Below are 20514 nucleotides of genomic sequence, written 5' to 3'. Positions count from 1 at the left end.
CTTAGTTTTTGCTTTGATCTATAAGTTTGCCGTTAGTTATCCAAGGCATCATTGCGCGAAGTTTTTTGCCAGTTTTATTTAGCAAGCTTCTCTCAGCTATACCGCGCTCAGCGTTCATTCTAACATATCCTGCTTTTCTCTCTAGGATGAAGTCTTTTGCAAATTTACCATTTTGAATTTCTTTTAAAACTTCTTTCATAGCTTTTCTGCTCTCTTCGCCAACTACTCTTACACCGCTTACGTAGTCGCCGTATTCAGCTGTGTTTGAGATAGAGTAGCGCATATCAGCCATGCCACCTTGATACATTAGATCAACAATTAGTTTTAGCTCGTGCAAGCACTCAAAATACGCCATCTCAGGCTCATATCCAGCCTCTACAAGTGTATCAAAGCCAGCATTTACAAGCGCGCAAAGACCACCGCAAAGCACAGCTTGCTCACCAAATAAATCTGTTTCAGTTTCATCTTTAAATGTTGTCTCAATGATGCCAGTTCTACCGCCACCTATGCCGCAAGCATAGCTTAGAGCGATCTCTTTAGCCTTTCCACTTGCATTTTGCTCAACAGCGATAAGATCAGGTATACCGCCGCCCCTTAAAAATTCACTTCTAACTGTGTGTCCTGGAGCTTTTGGAGCGATCATGATGACGTCTATGTTTGCTGGAGCTTTGATCTGTCCAAAATGAACGTTAAAACCATGTCCAAATGCGATAGCAGCGTGATCTTTTAAATTTGGCTCGATCTCATTTTTATAAATTTCAGCTTGAAGCTCGTCCGGTATTAGGATCATAACTACATCAGCGCCTTTTGTAGCTTCACTTACAGTTTTTACTTCAAAGCCCTTTGCCTCAGCTTTTGCCCAGCTTTTGCCACCTTTTGCAAGACCGATTACGACGCTTACACCATTATCTCTTAAATTTTCAGCGTGTGCGTGACCTTGTGAGCCAAAGCCAATGATTGCTACTTTTCTACTCTGAATAAGGCTTAAATCACAGTCTTTATCATAATAAACATTTATAGCCATTGTTTCTCCTATTGTTAAAATTTGGCGAAATTATACATTTTAGCAACAAAAACGTTGCTGAAAAAGAGCAAAAAAGTATCTTTAAGTTTTATGCTGCAGCTTTTTGCTATAATGTGACAAAATTTTTAACCAAAAGAGTCACTTTACATGAATGAATCAATTTTTAAAAAAATCAAAGCGCTTCCGCCACTAGACGACACTGTCATACAGATCCAGCGCCTACATGCTGACGAAAATAGCTCGATAAATGACCTCACAAAAGTGGTCGAAAAAGACCCTATGCTAACAGCAAATATCTTGCGTTCAGCAAACTCACCACTTTACGGATTTTCTCAAGAGATCACAACTATCGCAAGAGCCATTTCACTTTTTGGTATGGCTACTATCCGCGGTTTTGCGCTATCAAGTGCTATTAAAAAGACCTTTTCTATAAATTTAGAGCCGTATGACATTACCGCACAAGATTTTTTAAATATCTCAATCATGCAAAATGCTTTGATGTATCACTGGTACTCTAAGATAAAACCTAAAAATCTAGAAATTCTCTCTCCTGCTTCATTTATGCTTGAAGTTGGCAAGATCGTTTTAGCACATGAGCTCACAGAAAATAATCAAGTTGCTGAGTTTAAAACAAAGTTAAAACAAATTTCATCTACTTATGACCTTGCGCTTTTAGAGTCTGAAATTTTAGACATCACAAACGAAGAGGTTACAGCTCAAATTTTTGAGCAGTGGAATTTAGAGATCGAGCTTGGAAATTCTATCCTCTACTCAAACACTCCTGAAGAGGCACCTGACCACATAAAAGAGTATGCAAGGGCTCTAAAGGTAGTAAAAACAGCGGTTAATATCTTTAACCAGCTTGACGATGTAAGCGTAAATAATGCAACACTTCTTATAAATGAATATGGCTTTGAGAGAGATACATTTTTAATGGCTGTTAGCAAAGTCAAAGACAATTTGTGAAAGAATTTTTAACATCACTTCTAGTTGGCATCAAAGAAAAAGAGATATCAAACGAAGATAAAGAGGTCTTACGTAATCTCCTAAATCTTGGTGCCGTAAGTTCCCATAAAGATAAATTTTACCTAAACAACGGCTATGTCTGCGGCAAGCTAGACATCAGCCAAAACGCAACTGGCTTTATCATGCCATTTGACAAGCGCTTCAAGCAAGATATCATCGTAGAAAATAAAAATTTAAACAACTCTCACCTTGGCGATATCGTGCTAGCAAAGCTTTTGCCGCTTAAGAAAAAACGCCAAAGCGCTAAAATAGTGATGAGCCTAAAGCTTGCAAATGAGACAAGCGTGGTCTATACAAAACGCTTTGGGGCGGCCATTTTAGGGGTAAATTTAAAAACTGGGCTAAGCACAACCCTAAAGGCAACTCAAAAAAGCCTAAAGATACTCCCGCTTGGGACGCTGCTAAAGATAAACAACCTAAATAACGAAATAGTCGAGGTTTTAGGAAATTTAGAAGATCCGCTAAGCGACGAGAAAATTTCGCTCGCTATTTATAATAAAAACGATAAATTTAGCGAGGCTTGCGAGCTTGAAGCAAAGGCATTTGGCGATGAAGTCGATGCTAGCATGTATCCAAACAGGGTCGATCTAAGAAATTTAGACTTTTGCACGATCGACCCAGTCGATGCCAAAGACTTTGACGATGCCATATATTTTGATGAGAAAAAGCGCGAAATTTACGTCGCAATCGCCGATGTAAGCGAGTATGTGACCGCATATAGTGCCATTGATAGCGAGGCTAAAAAAAGAGGCTTTTCTATCTACTTTCCGCACATCTCAGTGCCGATGTTGCCGCGCGCGCTAAGTGAAAATATCTGCTCACTAAAGCCAGACGTGCCGCGCCTTGCATTTTGTTTTAAAATTTCACTCGATGCAAACAACGAGGTAAAAAAAGAGGAGCTTTTTGAGGCGATCATCCTTTCAAAAAGGCGCTTTAACTACGATGAGATCGATGAAATTTTAGAGGGCAAAAGAGAGTGTGAAATTTCATGGGTCAAGCCACTTTTTAAACTCACCACAAAGCTTCGCAAAAAAAGGCTTTTGCACGCATTTGACTTTAGGACAAAAGAGCTTAGAATGAGCCTTGATGATGAGGGGCAAATTTCACAAACTAGGTTTGAAAGCGACTCTGACTCGCATAGACTAGTAGAGGACTGCATGCTTTTAGCAAACAAGGCTGCTGCAAAGCTCATCACAAAGGGCGTTTTTAGAAACCACGCTTCGCCTGATTTTAAAAAGATAGATACCTTGCTTGAGGACCTGCAACTTTTAGGACTTGACTTTACCTACGAGAGCGACCTTGCAAATTTAATAAGAAAGATCCAAGCAAAGGCCGATGAGATGGGCAACCGCGAAGAGATAGACAAGCTCATCATCAAGTCACAAAAAAAGGCTGAATATTCAAGTGAAAATTTAGGCCACTTTGGGCTTGGATTTGATAGATACACACACTTTACAAGCCCTATTAGACGCTATTCTGACCTTATTTTGCACAGACTTTTAAAGGCTAAAATTTCAAAAGACGAGAAGCTTTACAACTTCTTACTTTTAAACATCCAAAGCACATGCGCAACCTTAAGCGAGCTTGAAAGAGAGGCCGACAAGGTAGCCTACGACTTTATGGATAGGAAATTTGCACGCTGGGCAGCCGCAAACATCGGCAAAGAGGTGCGTTGCTACGTGAGTGAAAACCAAAGTGTTTTGGTTGCCAAGCTTGATGATCATTTTGTTGGCGCTAGGATTTTCATCACTGGATACAGCGCAAATTTACTTCAAAAGCTTGTCGTAAAGATCACAGAGGCCGACATCGCGAGCGCTAAAATTTTTGCAAAAGTGGTAAGAAAGATCGATGTATAGAAAAGATTTGGAGCTAAATTTAGCAAATGCAAATTTAAGCAACTACTTCTTGCTTTTTGGGGCAGACGAGTTTCAGATCGAGCTTTTTGGCAAGGAAATTTTGAGCTTTTATGCAAGCGAAGATGCAAATTTATTAAGCCTTTATTTTGACGAGTATAACTACGCGCAAGCAAGCTCTCACCTAAGCGAGCAGTCGCTCTTTGGCGGCAAAAATATCCTCTATGTAAAAAGCGACAAAAAGATCCCGGCAAAAGAGCTAAAAGAGCTCATCTCGCTTTGCTCAAAGAGCAAGGACAACTACTTTTTATTTGAGCTTTACGAGGCCGATATGAAGCTAGTTTTTGATACGCAAAAGGCTTTTGGAACAAATTTTGCTAGATTTTTCAAGCCCTCAACTCCAGATGAGGCGATAAATTTACTAGCCAAAAACTCAGCCAAAATAGGCCTAAATATAACCAAAAACGCGCTTTATGAGCTTTATTTTACGCATAATGAAAATTTATACCTTGCAGCAAGCGAACTTACAAAACTAAAGAGCCTAAACACCCACATCGAACAAGACGATGTAAAAAGGCTGGTTTTTGGACTTGGCGGGATAAATTTTGATGATTTTTTCAATAAATTTATGGCTCTAAAAGATATAAAAAGCGACTTTTTTACCTATCTAGAAGATCCAAATTTTAATGAAATTTTACTTCTAAACTCGCTCTACAAAGCATTTTTTAGGCTATTTAAAATTTACTCTTACATCAAGATAAATGGCCGCTTAAATTTAGATGAAGCGATCGGTTATCAGCCACCAGTAAATGTGGCAAATTTACTAAAAGCAAATAGCTTAAAGCTAAGTTTAAATGCCTATTTAGAGATATTTAAAACGCTAAATTTAGTCGAGCTAGAGCTAAAAACAAATACAAAAATGGATAAAGAAATTTTCGTTTTATCGACCATTTTAAACCTCCAACACCTAATATCAACAGCAAATATTAAGTAAATTTAAGCTAAAATCCACCCTTGCTTAACGCAAAATCCTTGCTCACAAAGTGAGCTAAATATCCATAAGGAGAAAAAATGAAACATTATGAGCTTTTATTTATTCTTAAGCCGACATTGACGGAAGAGGAAGTTAAAGCTAAGGTTGATTTCGTAAAAGAAGTCATAACAAAAAACGGCGGTGAGATCGCTACTGTCGTTGAGATGGGTACTAGAAAACTAGCTTATGCCATCAAAAAATATGAGCGTGGAACATATTTTGTTATCTACTACAAAGCTCCACCAGCACTTCTTGCAGAGCTTACAAGAAACGTAAGGATCACAGAAGATATCATAAGATTTTTAAGCGTTAAATATGAAAACAAACGCGAAATCGCAGCTTGGGAAAGACTTTGCAAAGGTATCAAGCAAACTATAAAAAAAGAGACTCGCGAGCCAAGAGCACCACGTGAGCCAAGAGCTGAAAAAGTAGACGAGCAAACATTTACAGAAGAATAATCAAGGATAAAAAATGTTCAATAAAGTAGTATTAGTTGGAAATTTAACCAGAGATATAGAGCTTAGATATACTACTAGCGGCGTTGCCATAGGAAATTCTAGTATAGCTGTGACACGCAAAATCACCTCAAATGGGGAAAGAAGAGATGAGACTTGCTTTATTGATATATCATTTTTTGGCAAGAGTGCAGAGATAGCAAACCAATATCTCAACAAGGGATCGAAGCTGCTTATCGAAGGAAGACTTAAATTTGATCAGTGGACCGACAATAACGGACAAAATCGCTCAAAACACTCTATCGCCGTTGAGAGCATGGAAATGCTTGGCTCAAATAACCAAACGCAACAAGGCGGATACTCTATGAATAGCCAAAATAGCGGTGGCTACGGACAGCAAGGCGGATATCAAAATAACCAATATAACCGCCAACAAGAAGCTAGACCACAAGCTGCGCCGCAAAGAAAGCAAGAGAGTTATTCAGAAGTTCCTGATATAGACGTTGATGCTGATAGTTTCAACAATGAAGAAATACCGTTTTAATTTTAAAGGATAAAAAATGGCAGAAAAAAGAAAATATTCACGCAAATATTGCAAATTTACAGAAGCAAAAATTGATTTTATAGACTACAAAGATACTTCACTTTTGAAGTATTGCTTGTCAGAGAGATTTAAAATCATGCCAAGACGCCTAACTGGCACATCAAAAAGATACCAAGAGATGGTAGAAAAAGCGATTAAGAGAGCTCGCCATGCAGCTATCATACCTTACATAGTTGATCGCAAAGACGTAGCTACAAACCCTTTTGAAGGTCTATAATCCATAAATTTTAGCCCTATCTTGGGCTAAAATCTTTTAAATTTAACTCTTAATTTTTACTATTTCTAAGTTTTTATAAAATTTGCTCATCAAAATCTTAAATTTATAAACATTTTAAAATCACCAAGCTAGCCAAATTTATTTAGATGTTGTCTGGTTTTTAAATTTGCATCTTAAATTTTTATCAAGTTTTGGAAAACTTTTTTACAAATTTCACTCGCTAAATTCTTAAATTTATACGCCACTTCTAAACAACAAAATACTCCACGAAGGATTTAAATTTGGCTATGCAGTTTTATATTATTTGCAAGTTAAATTTAGAGCTTGTCCATGAAATTTCCGCTGCACAATACAAAATAAAATTTGAAATTTAAAACAAGAGTTAAAAGTGGGTAATAAATTTAGGGGCAAAGCTGCCCCCTAGTTTTAGTAAAGACCGAAAGTTCCGTCTGTTCTTTTGTAGATGACACGCATTTTGGCATCGACGTCGTTAAATACGTAAAATTGCTTATCGCTTGATTTTAGTTTATCAAGTGCCTCTTCGATCTCGAGCGGTTTGTAAATTTCAAGCTCCATTGGCACGATCTCCTCGACACCTTCGATCTTTTCTTCGCCTATTCTCGAGCGAAAATCTTTATCATCAGCCTTGCCTTTTACAGTAAATTTCTTATCATGCTCTCTTCTTAAAACTTTTGAAGCCTTTTCGATAGCAATATCTATCGCCGCATAGAGATCTTTGTCCTTTTGGCGAACGACTATCGTGTCTTTATGTGCCATATTTAGAGAAAATTCTGCATTAAAGCCCTTTTTGCCTTGCTTTTCGTCTGCTCCTACTACGCATCTTGCTGAGATGATGTCAAGGTTGTACTTGCCAAGGGTGTCAAAAGCGTCTTGGATATAGTTTTTGATGGGCTCTGTTAGCTCAAATTGTTTTCCTACAATGCTTATGTTCATCGCAATCTCCTTTATAGAAAGTATGATGATTATAACACGGCGAAACTAAAAGCAAATTAAAGTAAAATCTTTATAAAATTTTAAAGTTTCTGAAGAGTTCGTTTGTGAAAATTTATAGGATTTGAGGCTTTTCCTGGTTTTGAGCTGACAAAGACATCGAGCATTATCGTGCCTTGATTTGTTCCTTTTACTATTACAGCATCTTTGTTTTTGCAAGCATTGCCCATATCGCCAAAGTATTTTACATATACTTTAAAAGTAAAGAGATCGCCAAATTCACCAGCTATTGGATTATGCTCGTCGCCAAGGCAAACTGCTCCAGTTTTATAAAAGTCATTGCTTATGATAGCTAGCATGGCGTATTCTGTCGCCGCACGAGCCACAAGCTCGCTTTGCTCTCTTAGATAAATTTCACTATTTTGCTTCACTGACGTTGTAGCGATCGAAAGGGCTAGCATGCAAATAGAGCTTGCGATTACCACAAAAAATATCGCCGCAATGAGTGTAAATCCTCGTCTCATCAATAAACCGCCTTTGATTTACAGATAGTTATCTCTGAGTTTTTTGCCCTCATGCAAAGTTTTAGCACGATGACGCCGTTTTTTTCAGTAAAGACAAATCTCGTCACATTTTTAACAAGAGTTGCCTTTTCGCCGGTTTTATAGCCCTGCCCCATCCATGGCTTGTAGTTGTAATATAAATTTAGATCAAATACACCATTATCTTTATCTGCTTGGCTCTGGCTCTGCTCTGGTACTATGGCATTTGCTGTGTAGGCTAGATGATACTGCTCTGAAATTTGCTTGCCACCAAAACCCGAAATTTCTAGCGTATCGCCGTTTAACCCACTTTGACCGCCTTTTACACCAACTTTTGCTATGTCTAGACTGACAGGCACAGTTCCGTTGCTATAGCCAAAAGAACTTTGCACATTGTAATAAACATCAGAAAATATCGCTACAACGCCACCATCTTTATTTTTAAAATCCACGCATTTACTATTTCTTGTGTCATCTTTGCAAGTTAGATCTTTTATGGTCTCGACCACTCCAGTAGTGAAATTGCTTCCAGGACTTATTAGACCAGTTGCTGGTGAGCTCTTAGCAAGATCCGCATAGCCACTATATCTGCCTGCCTTTCCGTCCTGCTCTATGACATGGTCATTAGCATCAAGAGATATAACGTCATTAAAAATTTCATACGCATAAGGTATAAATTCTAAAATTTCATAGTCTTGTGCCAGCGTAACCCCGCTATCGTTTAGTGCCAAAAAATCTCCATCAGTTTTTCTAGCGATCACACTTGGCTTTATGCGGTGCTCTAGCCTCTTTGAAATTTGCTCCAGTGCGATCTCTGTTTGCGTTTCGAGCTCATTTACTGTCCTTGTTTGAAAGTAGTTTGAGTAGATGTTCATTATGGCATTAAAGCTCATCATAGCGATGATACCAAGTACGACGATGACGACTACAAGCTCAAGGAGAGTAAAGGCTCTTTTCATTTCCACACTTTCGTATTTAGCGAGCCGCCCTCACCTAGGTTAAAAGCGTAAGCTCTTAGCACCGACGTTGTCTTTTGTTTTGTATCATTTTTGTATGAAGTTGCAGTTACTACTATCTCTTTTACGTCGCTGTTGTCTAGCCCTAAATTTGGCTTAAACCAGCCATTGCTCTCATTCACAATTACATTATAGTCTGAGCCAACTATGTAGTCTCTGTTTTGATTAGCTGTGTTTAAATTTTTATTTCTTGTTTTGTAATAATCCACAGACCTCACTGCCGTATCGCGCGCTAGATCTGATGTGTTTGTATAGGCAAAAACTCTATGCCCGTCGCCTGTTATTTTATTTATCTTATAAAATTCGCTTCTTTTATCACCTGGTTTTAAGATGATAGGAAAAAAGTAGGCTGTCTCAGCGCTACTGCCGCCGATGTTTGTCGAGACCTTGATGACCTTGTCGCTAAAAGGAGCTTTCAAGATAAGCCCCATGTAGGTCTTAGCATTCATCAAGCTCTCTTGTGTAACTGCCTTTTGATTTAGCTCAGATGTGGTCTTTAGTACAAGCGGTATCGACGTGCTGATGATCGCCACAACGACTATCGAGAGGATAAGCTCTATAAGAGAAAAGCCTCTTTTTACCAAGAAATTCTCCTATTTGTCTTATCGCTTAGATCATTAAAGTTATTTTCGCCGCCTATGACATTTCCTACGTCACCTTTACTAGAGCCACTTTTTAGGGTCTTGCCAGCCCAGTCGCCATTTGGCACGAGAAATCTCACTGTGAAATCATTTGTCGCCGCATCTTTATCAAATTCATTATATATGAGCCAGTTTTTCGTATGCATCTTGGCTATATCTGTAACTGCTCGGTCATTTTTTACATAAATATAGCTGATGCCGTCACTAAGTGCTGTCTCTTTGGCTGTATCTCGTGTAGTGTGATTTGAAAAGCTGTAACTATCTACATTGCCATAACTAGCATCGTGCAGAGGATTTACATACCATGAGTGCGTACCCGCAAACTCCTCCCAGCGAGCGCTTGATCCTAGTTTTTGCAACATAAATTTACTCTCGTCGCAACCATTACAATACACTCCGTAGTAAATTTTTGCCTTAAAGCCAGTGTTTGGCCCCTCATAGTAAGGTGCGTATGTCCTAGCGTAGTAAAATTTTGCCGATGTTTTTGTGGTTGGCTTTTTGTAGTTATCTCCCTTTGTTTTATTTCTACTACTTTGTTCCTCAGCCAAGCTTTCAAAAGTGAATATATCGCTTGTCACCTCAAAAGGATTTTTGGCTACGTTTTTTTCGCGCGCGAAGTTAAATTTTAGACTTACATCAGCATAGCCGTCACTTCCAAATGCCTCTTTCTTAACACTATAAGCTCCATCATGTGGAGATAAATTTACCTTTTTTACAAGTGCGGCAGGATTGCTATCATCAAAAAATATTATTTCACTATTTAGCTTGTCTACCCCAGCAGCATCACTGCTTAACTTTGAGCCACTATTATCAGTATATTCAGCTATGATCTCTCCGGCTTTTATTTTAAATGTTGTATTGTTTGCATAGCAACCATTTTGGTAAAGAAGTGCTGGATTGTCATTAAAAAGTCTTGCTCTTACTTTAAAACTTAAAGTTGGCGATGGGGCTTCTTTTTCGTTTGCAATATAACTAACACCACCCCCTAATATCTTAAAGTCGCTTACCTCAAGATCCTTTGGCGCAAAATTAAATTTATGCTGATTAAAATTTATATCACAACCAAATTTACCATCCCCATCCTCTTCATTATAACTCTTGCCAAGTGCGCAGTCACTGTCTTGCTGTGTTGCTTTTTGATCTACCTTTGTATAGCTAGCATCCCTTACATCAAAGTAGGCTTCACCTATATCAGAAAAAGAAAATCCACTATCATCATCGCTTGTAGATCCAAGCTTGCTTATAATCCCTATAGCTTTATCAGGATCATTAAAACTTACTTGAAGCTGATCGCTACTTCCATCACTTATAGCTGTTGGCAAGATGCAATCACTTGTTCCTTTTTTTACTGAAGCAAGTAGTACTTTATCAGTTGTGCTATCAGCTTTTAAGGTGTTTGTATAGCCGTTTGCCAAGCCCCCATTTGCGTCATAAGCTCCAAGAGTGATCTCACTGTAGCTTTTGCCACCTATTAAAGTTTTGTCCGTATAGGCTGAATTTGTAATCGCATCATAAAGACCAAATGTCGCTGGCCTTACTGCAAAACTATCAAAAGCAGCACATTTTTCATCGGTTAAATTTGTGATTTTATTTTGATAACTAAGCTTAACGTGTAAGTCAGGATATGGTCTTGGCACGATCACTCTTCTTGTGATAGTGTGAGTTGAAGTAGTAAAGTGCAAAGTCTCAGCTGGTATGACTGATTTATCAGAACCACAATCAGTCACTAGTTTTAATGTCACATCAGTATTTGAGTCAGGTGCCTTTAGAGTACCATCAGTCTTTTTATAGTTTGAGATAGTGATATCAAAAGGCTTGTTTGCTATCTTTGTATAAAGCTTGTTTTTAAAATTCCCACTTGGATCATTTGCTTGACTTCTTGGATAAAAATCATTTTCCTCTTCATTAACGATCTTTAAGTCGTAATTCGTTGGCACACACTCTTTAATCCTGCCATTATATTTTAACCCTATAGCAGCATTTTCAAATTCAGCCTCATATTTTGTCTTTTTATATTCTGAATTTAGTACCCCAACAAATTTTAATCTTGCAAAATTTCCTGAATCATGCGTAAGCGTTCCACCAACTCCGGTACTTGCATTTTTACCTATTACGTATTTTAATGTATTACCTATGATTTGAACACGATCCCCACTATCTTGCAATACTTGACAGTTTCCATATTGAGAATCACTTGGTCCAGATGTATTTATCTGAAGGCAACTTGAACTAGGCTTATAGCTTATAAATTTAGGATCAAAATTTATCTTTAAAAAAGCATTATTTGCATCTTCGTGACCTTTATTTTGTATGGTTACAAGCGTTTTAAGTTCAGTTCCAGTTTTTACTTTTCTTATTTTATTTGGATTATTATCTCCTTTAACAGCAACATCTACCCATTTATTTGCAACACTATCCCATATCTGAAGCTCCTCTGTATAACAAACCTCAGGATCATATAGTGCAGTAGAAAAAGCAACCATACCGATATTTAACCTATCGCCTTGAGTATTTCCAGATATATTTGAAGCGGTTGCTTCAAACTGCATATCAACTCTGCTTTGTTTATTTGACATAAAATTTGATATATCAAAGAGATCTAGATCCATTTGGCTATTAAATTTTTTATCAACATTAGCCAGATAGCCAAACCTTGTGATAGAAGAGTTAAATTGATTATGGCTTGGATTGCCTACCGAGTTTGGATCAGATGGATTGGTTCCTGAAGTGAGGCTTTGAAAAGTTCCATCATTCTTCTTTATCATCACATCTTCGCCTGTTATCTCCTTACGTCCACCAAAGCCCATAAAAGCAAGACTTGAATTTACAGTGCCTGCAGTCGGAGTATAAAAGTCATCAAATGTTAAATTTAGTTTTGTATTTTGTGTAGTTTGAGTTGATATTGTCTTTTTTCTTTTAACAAGGGGTGAGATATCTGACATGCCGCTATAGATGTTTACAGCTTTTGGTTTGATCTTACCTTCATCCTCTTCACCAAAGTCATAAACTATAACCAAACTCCAGCCGCCATACTGTGAGACAACATAGCTAATACTCCAGTCCCCATCAGCGTACAAAGCTGTACCATGAGCTACCTTTGCATCTTGCTCTTGTGCATCTATCGTGACTTTATAGCTTCTTGGAGTAGTCTTTTTGATAGTTGATGCTATACCGCCAACTGCAAATGTCCTACCCGTATCACTCTTACCAAGACTAGCCTTAACTAGATCAGTCACATCAGCGCTCGCCTGATAAGTAAAGTACATACCACTTCTTATACCAACAGTTGATTTTGCAGCATTACCATCTTTGTCAGGGTGAAGTGGTATAGTATATTTTGTATCACAACCGCCAGTATCATCAGGGTCGTTTGGATCTTTGCAGTATTTATAATATGTATCGCGTGTTACAGCATTTGGATTATAAGGCGTAAAAGAGCTATCCCATTTTACATCTTCTTCTTTAGCCTTTACAAGATGCACTAATCCATCAGGGGTTTTAAATTTAACACTAGTATAGCCAAAGATATTTTCATACATAGCATTTAGCAGTCCTTTATCTTTTTTCCACTCATCATAAACTGCTCCACCCCAGTAAAGTCTGGCGTATTTAATCTTTGTCTTATCTATATTTTTTCGTTCATATTCACTTTTATCTTCAAATTTAAAAGTTGCACGAGATGAATTTGGAAATTTACTAGTGCCAAGACCTGGCTCTTCGTTAACATATCTTTTTTCTATTATTTGAGAAGTGTTTGCACTAGGATCATCTGTTGTGCCACTTAGCGATGGTTCAAACTTAAAGCCATTTACCCTTGGCACGATGACACTAGCACCGATAACATCCATGTCGCCGATAACCCTTATAAATTTATCTCTTTTTTTCATTTGGCTACTATCGTTTAAATTTTTATAGTAACTCACATCCCTATATCCACTTAGGCTTACTACTCTACCATTTACTACATTTGGAGTTTCTGGATAAACAGCTCCGGTATCCTGACTAGCGCCTACACAGTGTCTAATGTTGTCATAGTCGATCCTGCAAACAATGCCTGCACCACAAGCTGCTTGTTCAGCAGTAGTACAAGCTCTAACGGTGCTTGGCAACTCTAGATCATCAGGATCAACATCACTAAAAACATAGATAAAAGAAAATAGGAATAAAAAAAGAATTTTCAAATTACAATCTCCTTAATGTAATTAGAGCTAAGAGCTCTAAACGTCCTTGTTTGTTATTTTTGTATGAAATTTTCTATCATTTCAGCTTGTCCGTATTGTGGATATTTTGTAACGTCAAGCACTACTTGAGATAAAGTCATATTGTCCATATTGCAAACGATAGGAGCCACGAAATTCACGGTTGATTTCTCAAGTGGAAGGGCAACTACGATGATGTTGTAAATTCTAAGTTGCGAACTCTCTTTGATATCCATAAGCTCTTCGTAGTAGCTTGGGATGTCAAATTCATAACTTCTTAACGCGAAAGGATTTATCATTGTAAAAGATGTTTCGTCATCTTTACTTGCTAACTTAACAAAAAATTTATCGAGCTCAATAAGTTCCATCGTCTTGATATGCTCGAAGCCTAAAATAGGGCTTTTAACACTAAAAATCATACTAACTCCTGTTTTGTAAAATTGCCTTATTTTAGCATAGTTTTAAAAAATTTATACAAAAATAATGCCAAAAAATGTAAAATAAGCGAATTTAAAATTTTTAAGGAAAAGCATGAAAAGATTTTCTAAATTTCTAGCAGTCGTAGCTCTTTTAGGGCTTTTTAGTGGTTGTGCTGAAAAATACACCGAACTTTACAATCTAACTCCAGACGAGTGGTACGCTCAGGTCATCGCTGATATCAAAGATGGCGATCTGGAGTCAGCTGATAAACACTACGTTTCAATGGCTAGCGAGCACGTTGCAAGCCCACTTTTGGAGCAAATTTTACTCATCCTTGCCCAAGCTCACGCAAATGACGAAGAGTATCTCATGGCAAATCACTATCTTGATGAATACATCAAAAGATACGGCGATAATGGTCCAAAAACAGAATTTGCCCAGTACCTAAAGATAAAAGCAAATTTTGACTCATTTACCCAGCCAAACCGCAACCAAAAGCTCATGGAAGATAGCGTAACCGAGATCGAGAAATTTCTTTATATGTATCCAAATACCGAGTATAAGCCACTTATAGAGACTATGCTTATCAAATTTAAATTAGCGCTTTACTTCTTAGATATGCAAATAGCAGATCTTTACAAGAGAACTGGCCGTGACGTTTCGGCTAAAATTTACGAGCAAAAGCTAGAAGAGTCGCCGTTTAAAAACTCAGACCTTATCAAACCTGACGTGGCATGGTATAGAAAACTGTTTGAATAGGAGAAATTTTGCAAATAAACGAAAACAAAAGCTTCCCAACTGAGATCCCTATCATAGTTGAGGACGAGCTATTTTTATATCCATTTATGATAACACCGCTTTTTTTAAGCGACGAAGAAAATTTAAAAGCGCTTGAGCTTGCCATACAAGGAGAGACGCCGATCCTTGTCGTGCCTACAAAGCCCCAGCAAGACGGCGCTAGAGACTTTGACGGCATCTATGACGCAGGCGTGATCGGCACAATAATGCGCCGTGTGCCTCTACCTGACGGACGCGTAAAAGTGCTATTTCAGGGCATCGACAAAGGTAAAATTTTAAAACAATCAGGCATAAACCCACTCCGTGGCATCGTCGATATGCTCCACGTAAAGCGCCCATCGCAGGTCAAAACTGACGCTCTTATAGTAGTTTTAAGAGAAAAAGTAAGAGAGCTTTCGCAGTTTAGCCACTTTTTCCCACCTGATCTTTTAAAAACGATCGAAGAGAGCGCTGAGGCGATCAGAGTTTGCGACCTAGTCTCAAGCGCACTTCGCCTAAAAAAACAGATCGCTTATAGCTTTTTTGTCGAAGAAAATTTAGAGCAGCGCCTGCTAAAGCTCATCGACTACGTCATCGAAGAGATCGAGGCAAACAAGCTTCAAAAAGAGATCAAAAACAAGGTCCATTCAAAGATCGACAAGACAAACAAAGAGTACTTTTTAAAAGAGCAGCTAAAGCAAATTCAAGCTGAGCTTGGAGCGGATACGAGCCGTGAAGAGGAGCTTGAAGAGTACCGCAAAAAGCTTGATGCGAAGAAGAAATTTATGGCTGAGGATGCCTACAAAGAGATCAAAAAACAAATAGACAAGCTCTCTCGCATGCACCCAGACTCAGCCGACGCGAACACTTTGCAAAGCTACCTTGACTGGGTACTTGAAATTCCATTTGAGAATGTAGCTAAGAAAAAGTCATCTATCACCGAGGTGAGCAAGCACCTAAATGCTGACCACTACAGCTTAGAGAAGCCAAAAGAGCGCATAGAGGAATATTTTGCATTGCGTGAGCTTTTGGAGCTTAGAGGAGTTGGTGAGAAGGTAAATAATGGCGCCATTTTATGCTTTGCAGGCCCTCCAGGTGTGGGTAAAACCAGCCTTGCAAACTCGATCGCAAAGGCGCTAAAGCGTGAGCTAGTTAGGATCGCACTTGGCGGACTTGAGGATGTAAACGAACTAAGAGGCCACCGTCGCACCTATATAGGCGCTATGCCAGGTCGCATCGTGCAAGGGCTCATAGAAGCCAAGCAGATGAACCCAGTGGTTGTACTAGATGAGATCGACAAGGTTGGCAGAAGCTACAGAGGCGATCCGACCGCTGTTTTACTTGAAATTTTAGACCCAGAGCAAAACAACAAATTTAGAGACTACTATCTAAATTTTAACATCGATCTTAGCAAGATCATCTTCATAGCCACAGCAAATGACGTGAGCATGATACCAGCTGCACTTCGAGACAGGATGGAGTTTATCGAGCTTAGCTCATACACCCCACAAGAGAAATTTGAGATCGCTAAAAAATATCTCTTGCCCCAAGAGCTTAAAAAGCACGGTCTAAAACCAAGTGATGTAAGCATCAGCAAAGAGGCACTTGAGCTAATAATTAGCGACTACACAAGAGAGAGTGGCGTGCGAAATTTACGCCGTAGGATCGCTGACATACTAAGAAAAGTCGCCAAAAATATCCTTACCAAAAAGAACGAAGGCAAGATCAGTGTCACGGCTAAAAATTTAAAAGAGTTTTTAGAGAAAAAGGTCTATGAGATCGAGCCAGCGGACAAAAAAGACCAGATCGGCTTAGTAAATGGCCTTGCGTGGACGAGTGTCGGTGGTGACGTGCTAAGGATCGAGGCTATCAGGATCCAAGGCAAAGGCAATATGCAGATCACTGGCCAGCTAGGCGACGTGATGAAAGAGAGCGCTCAGATCGCATTTAGCGTCGTAAAAGTGCTGATCGATAACAAAAAGCTAAAAGTGCCGATGGCTATCGTACCAAAATTTGACGATGACAAGCACAAGCTAGAAGCCAGCGATGTTTATAGACGCTACGATCTTCACTTGCACGTACCAGAGGGCGCGGTGCCAAAAGACGGCCCAAGCGCTGGCATCACGATGACAACTGCGATCGCATCGATACTTACTGATACAAAAGTAAGACACGATGTGGCGATGACTGGCGAGATCACGCTAAGTGGCAGAGTGCTACCTATCGGAGGGCTAAAAGAGAAGCTCATCGCCGCTCACAAAGCTGGCATCAAAACAGCTCTGATACCTCGTAAAAACTATGATCGCGACCTTGTTGATATCCCAGCAGAAGTAAAAGCTGACATGAAAATCATCGCCGTAGATACGATCGATGATGTGCTAAAAAACGCTCTTGTAGCTAAAAAATAATCCCTACTCTAGCCCCATTTTCTCTCACTCGGGGCTAGAAAAAATTATAAATTTTAACGATCCTAAAATCCAAAAAACGCCATATGACACATATAAGTAGTTAATAAATTAAACAATATAACGCAAAAATTTCTAGTAAATTTTAAAATTTCATGAGCGGTAATTTAGGCTCTAAAATTTGAGCTAAGCGGTAAGCGAAGCCAAATTTTAGTAGTCAATTCTTGCGAGTGAATGAAAATTTAAAATTTGCAAAATAGCAAATTTCTATTTTTTGAAATCACAACTTTAAATTTATAAACTCTTTTATCCAAAAGGGAGACAAGGGGACTCAAGTTACGAGGCCGTCCCCTTATCCCCCTTTTTTTAATCCCTCCTCTGCTCGCAGTTACGAGACGAAGTTGAAGTAAAAACCCCTCGCACGTTCAAGGTGCATGCAATGGCGCCAAAGCGCTGCATGCGGTTTATAACAAGAAACTCAAACAAATTTTAAAATTTATGAGCAAGCATATCATGCTTTTAAATTTAGTGTCTAGTGACTATGAGCCATAAATTTTAGTAATCTGCTAAAGCGAGTGAGTAAGATTTTAAAATTTGACTTGCGATATAAAATTATCAAAAAAGAGACAAAAAGGCTTAAATTACGCTCTGCTTGTAGTTACGAAGCTCACGAAACAAAAAAGCTCCCTTCTTCCTTAAACAATCCCTCTTCTCTGGCACGTTCAAGATGACATGCAACTGTGCAAAAACTCTGTATACGGTTTTGGTTAAATTCGAGCAAATTTTAAATGGTATTTTTTGCTCTAAAATTTGAGCTAAGCTGCAAGCAAAGCCAAATTTTAGTAGTCAATTCTTGCGAAAGAATGAAAGTTTAAAAATTTGCAAACTTTATATTTTTTTGTTAAAAAAGGATAAAAAACTTGAATTACATTCTGCTTGTAGCTTGAAAATCAAAATTTAAAAAAAATATACTCAAAAACTTCCTCATATTTACATATAAGCTTCAAGATCCTAGGGCTTGTCTCTATATACTCAAAAAATTCTATTTCTTCTCTTTCTCAGTCTGGACTTTATCTAGCTTTATATATCCCATTTCAACTAGCTTGTTATAAATTTGAGAGATTTTTGGTCCAGCAGCGCTACCACCGTGACCGCCGTGCTCGACAACCATCGTTATGACGTATTGTGGATCCTCAAAAGGCGCATAGGTCGTCATCCACGCGTGAGATCTTTGCAGATACGCCATATCCTCCTCTTTCATACGTTTCTTTTCAGTTTGCGAGATACCAACGACCTGAGCTGTTCCAGTCTTTGCTGCAACCTTTACAAGACTTCCCACAAAGTGCCTATTTGCCGTACCTCTTGGGTGATTTGCCACCTCATACATTGCATGCCTAATGGCAGGTAGCTGCGACTTTTCAAACGGCGTAAAAGCATCATCTGTTGGCGTAAAATCAACATCCTTACCATCGATGCTCTTTAAAAAATGTGGCGTCACATTTAGCCCAGTTGCAAGGCCTGCTGTGTATTTAGCCACCTGCATAGGCGTGACTAGGAAATTTCCCTGTCCGATAGAAGTGATGAGCGTCTCGCCTTGAAACCACGCCTTGCCATACTTCCTCATCTTCCACTCCCTACTTGGCAAAGTCCCCACAAATTCATTTGGCAAATCAATCTCCGTTTTCCTACCAAAGCCCATGCGCTCAAGTATCGGCACAATGGCGTCTATGCCTATCTTTTGGCTACCCTTGTAAAAATAGTCATCGCAGCTCTCTCTAATGGCCGTGTTCATATTAACCGTGCCGTGACCATGCGAGTTCCAGCAGCGAAATTTACGCCCTCCAAGCTCATACGAGCCACTACAAAAAAAGCTATCATATTTACTCATGCCATTATCCAAAAAAGCAAGCGCCATACCCATTTTTACGACAGATCCTGGCGGATAAAGGCCGTTTATCAGCTTATTTGTAAATGGGTGATCGACGTTTTTTACAAGCTCCTCCCACTCAGCCTGGCTGATACCAAGCACAAATGGGTTTAGATCATACTCTGGAAAGCTTCCAGCAGCGATGATAGCGCCATCTTTTAGGCTCATAACTATGACGCTTCCTGCATCTTTGCCAAAGACGTCAGCGACAAACTGCTGCAGCTCAAGATCGACGGCAAGCTTTATGTTTTGGCTTTGTGGCGCTTGATAGCTCACCTGCTCGATCTCCTCATTTAGTGCATTTACCTTGATCTTTTTAAAGCCTTGAATTCCTTGCAAGATCGGGTTATAAAAGCGCTCTACTCCACTTCTGCCAATATAGTTTGTAAGCTTTGTCAAGGGGTCATTTTCCATATCTTTTTGGTTTGCCCTGCCGACGTAGCCGATGATGTGAGAGGCTAGGTCGTTGTATGGATAGTGGCGCTTTGAAGCGGGTCTTATCTCTAAATTTTCACGCAGAGAAAGGGGTGCAAAAAATGGCAAAAATTTATCATAATCAACAAATTCGACCACGTTTATGAAATCTTGGTTGTAAGCTGAGTCGTTTTTAATATATTCATTTTTAAGCTTGGTGACGTTTAGATCGCCAAATAGCGAGCCGATATAGGCTAGCTCATCATCTAAAATTTTCACCTTTTTGTTTGCGCTAAGATGCGGCTTTACATAGATAGAAAAGCCAAGGCGATTGACTGCCATAGGCTTGTCGTGTGCATCAAAGATGATGCCTCTAACTGGCGGGATGTAGATAGTTTTTATCGCATTTTGCTCGGCGATCTCGTTGTAATAAGTATTTGAATTGACACTTAGGTGGTAAATCCGCCCCAAAAGCATGATCCAAAAAAGAGCGATCACGCCAAAAACTATACGCATCCTCATAGCACTTTGTCCCTAAAAAGCACGATAGCAAGCACACTTTCAAGCGCTATAAAAAATAGATACTCTGCGCTAAAAGTCAAATTTGGCTCGTTTAAGACGTAGGCAAAAAGATTATTTACAAGAAAAGTTAGCACATAGCCAGAGGCGACAAAGATGATGAGCAGGCAGTTTCGCCACTTCATCGTCGTATAGAGCCAGTCTAGCACGAAGTTGTAAAATAGCAAAAATGCAATGATCGTTGAGAAGAGATAAAAGCCATGAATTTGCTCGGCAAAGACCAAGAAAATGAGCGAAAAATACCACGAAAGCTTAAACTCATCATACTGCTTTTGCTTTCTTGAATACTCCAAAATCATATATGTAAAAAAAATGCCAATGAGTGGCGGCAAGAAACCAAACTGCGTAGTTGCGATCTCATAAGATAGCAAAAAAATGACCCACCAAAAGCCTTTAAAAATTTTAATGTCTAAGCTGCTTATGGTTTGCAT

17 protein-coding genes are annotated in these 20514 nt (G+C 38.9%); 8 read left to right on the top strand and 9 right to left on the bottom strand.

Going from position 1 to position 20514, the window contains the following annotated elements; all coding sequences use genetic code 11:
- Position 1: 1 nt before the first annotated feature.
- Positions 2-1024 (bottom strand): ketol-acid reductoisomerase, encoded by a 1023-nt coding sequence (ilvC, locus tag F3G86_RS08350; RefSeq protein WP_149723588.1) that lies wholly within the window; start codon positions 1022-1024, stop codon positions 2-4.
- A 147-nt stretch (positions 1025-1171) separates the two neighbouring features.
- Between ilvC and F3G86_RS08345 the strand changes: the two genes are divergently transcribed.
- The 6 genes from F3G86_RS08345 (at position 1172) to rpsR (ending at position 6212) form a co-directional block, all read left to right on the top strand.
- A complete protein-coding gene (locus F3G86_RS08345) occupies positions 1172-1990 on the top strand; it encodes an HDOD domain-containing protein (protein ID WP_103567760.1) in 819 nt (272 codons plus the stop codon).
- Positions 1987-3906: an RNB domain-containing ribonuclease gene (locus F3G86_RS08340; RefSeq protein ID WP_149723587.1), complete on the top strand. Its 1920-nt coding sequence runs from the start codon at positions 1987-1989 to the stop codon at positions 3904-3906. Before F3G86_RS08345 ends, F3G86_RS08340 begins: the two co-directional genes overlap by 4 nt.
- Positions 3899-4897, top strand: a complete 999-nt coding sequence (holA, locus tag F3G86_RS08335) for a DNA polymerase III subunit delta (RefSeq protein ID WP_148785078.1) — start codon at positions 3899-3901, stop codon at positions 4895-4897. The genes F3G86_RS08340 and holA overlap by 8 nt, the downstream gene beginning before the upstream one ends.
- Before the next feature lie 77 nt (positions 4898-4974).
- A complete protein-coding gene (gene rpsF / locus F3G86_RS08330) occupies positions 4975-5394 on the top strand; it encodes a 30S ribosomal protein S6 (RefSeq protein WP_103573239.1) in 420 nt (139 codons plus the stop codon).
- 13 nt (positions 5395-5407) lie between these two features.
- Positions 5408-5935, top strand: coding sequence for a single-stranded DNA-binding protein (locus tag F3G86_RS08325; protein WP_021087759.1), 528 nt, complete (start codon positions 5408-5410; stop codon positions 5933-5935).
- Positions 5936-5951: 16 nt separating this feature from the next.
- Positions 5952-6212: a 30S ribosomal protein S18 gene (gene rpsR / locus F3G86_RS08320; protein ID WP_021089765.1), complete on the top strand. Its 261-nt coding sequence runs from the start codon at positions 5952-5954 to the stop codon at positions 6210-6212.
- Positions 6213-6638: 426 nt separating this feature from the next.
- Here the strand turns inward: rpsR and hpf are convergent, their stop codons facing one another.
- The 6 genes from hpf to fliW all read right to left on the bottom strand — a co-directional run bounded on the left by hpf (position 6639) and on the right by fliW (position 13980).
- Entirely contained in the window at positions 6639-7166 is a 528-nt protein-coding gene (hpf, locus tag F3G86_RS08315; RefSeq protein WP_149723586.1) for a ribosome hibernation-promoting factor, HPF/YfiA family, read from the bottom strand.
- An 80-nt stretch (positions 7167-7246) separates the two neighbouring features.
- Positions 7247-7690, bottom strand: coding sequence for a type II secretion system protein (locus tag F3G86_RS08310; RefSeq protein ID WP_188116448.1), 444 nt, complete (start codon positions 7688-7690; stop codon positions 7247-7249).
- Positions 7687-8664: a prepilin-type N-terminal cleavage/methylation domain-containing protein gene (locus F3G86_RS08305; protein ID WP_149723585.1), complete on the bottom strand. Its 978-nt coding sequence runs from the start codon at positions 8662-8664 to the stop codon at positions 7687-7689. The genes F3G86_RS08310 and F3G86_RS08305 overlap by 4 nt, the downstream gene beginning before the upstream one ends.
- Positions 8661-9305, bottom strand: coding sequence for a type II secretion system protein (locus tag F3G86_RS08300; RefSeq protein ID WP_103645313.1), 645 nt, complete (start codon positions 9303-9305; stop codon positions 8661-8663). Before F3G86_RS08300 ends, F3G86_RS08305 begins: the two co-directional genes overlap by 4 nt.
- Positions 9299-13543, bottom strand: coding sequence for a hypothetical protein (locus tag F3G86_RS08295; RefSeq protein ID WP_149723584.1), 4245 nt, complete (start codon positions 13541-13543; stop codon positions 9299-9301). The genes F3G86_RS08300 and F3G86_RS08295 overlap by 7 nt, the downstream gene beginning before the upstream one ends.
- A 53-nt stretch (positions 13544-13596) precedes the next feature.
- Complete coding sequence (gene fliW / locus F3G86_RS08290; protein WP_012140104.1) at positions 13597-13980, bottom strand: flagellar assembly protein FliW; 384 nt, start codon at positions 13978-13980, stop codon at positions 13597-13599.
- A gap of 112 nt (positions 13981-14092) precedes the next feature.
- On the opposite strand from fliW, the gene F3G86_RS08285 reads away from it, so the two are divergent.
- Entirely contained in the window at positions 14093-14740 is a 648-nt protein-coding gene (locus F3G86_RS08285) for an outer membrane protein assembly factor BamD (RefSeq protein WP_009294177.1), read from the top strand.
- A gap of 8 nt (positions 14741-14748) precedes the next feature.
- Positions 14749-17166 (top strand): endopeptidase La, encoded by a 2418-nt coding sequence (lon, locus tag F3G86_RS08280; protein WP_149723583.1) that lies wholly within the window; start codon positions 14749-14751, stop codon positions 17164-17166.
- Between the two features lie 1039 nt (positions 17167-18205).
- Here lon and mrdA read toward each other — a convergent pair.
- A complete protein-coding gene (mrdA, locus tag F3G86_RS08275; RefSeq protein ID WP_149723582.1) occupies positions 18206-20026 on the bottom strand; it encodes a penicillin-binding protein 2 in 1821 nt (606 codons plus the stop codon).
- A complete protein-coding gene (locus F3G86_RS08270; RefSeq protein WP_149723581.1) occupies positions 20023-20514 on the bottom strand; it encodes a hypothetical protein in 492 nt (163 codons plus the stop codon). The genes mrdA and F3G86_RS08270 overlap by 4 nt, the downstream gene beginning before the upstream one ends.

This window comes from Campylobacter concisus, from assembly GCF_902460595.1.
GTDB lineage: Bacteria > Campylobacterota > Campylobacteria > Campylobacterales > Campylobacteraceae > Campylobacter_A > Campylobacter_A concisus_BL.
The sequence above is the reverse complement of the archived record's forward strand: the minus strand, read 5'-3'. Positions and strand labels throughout refer to the sequence as shown.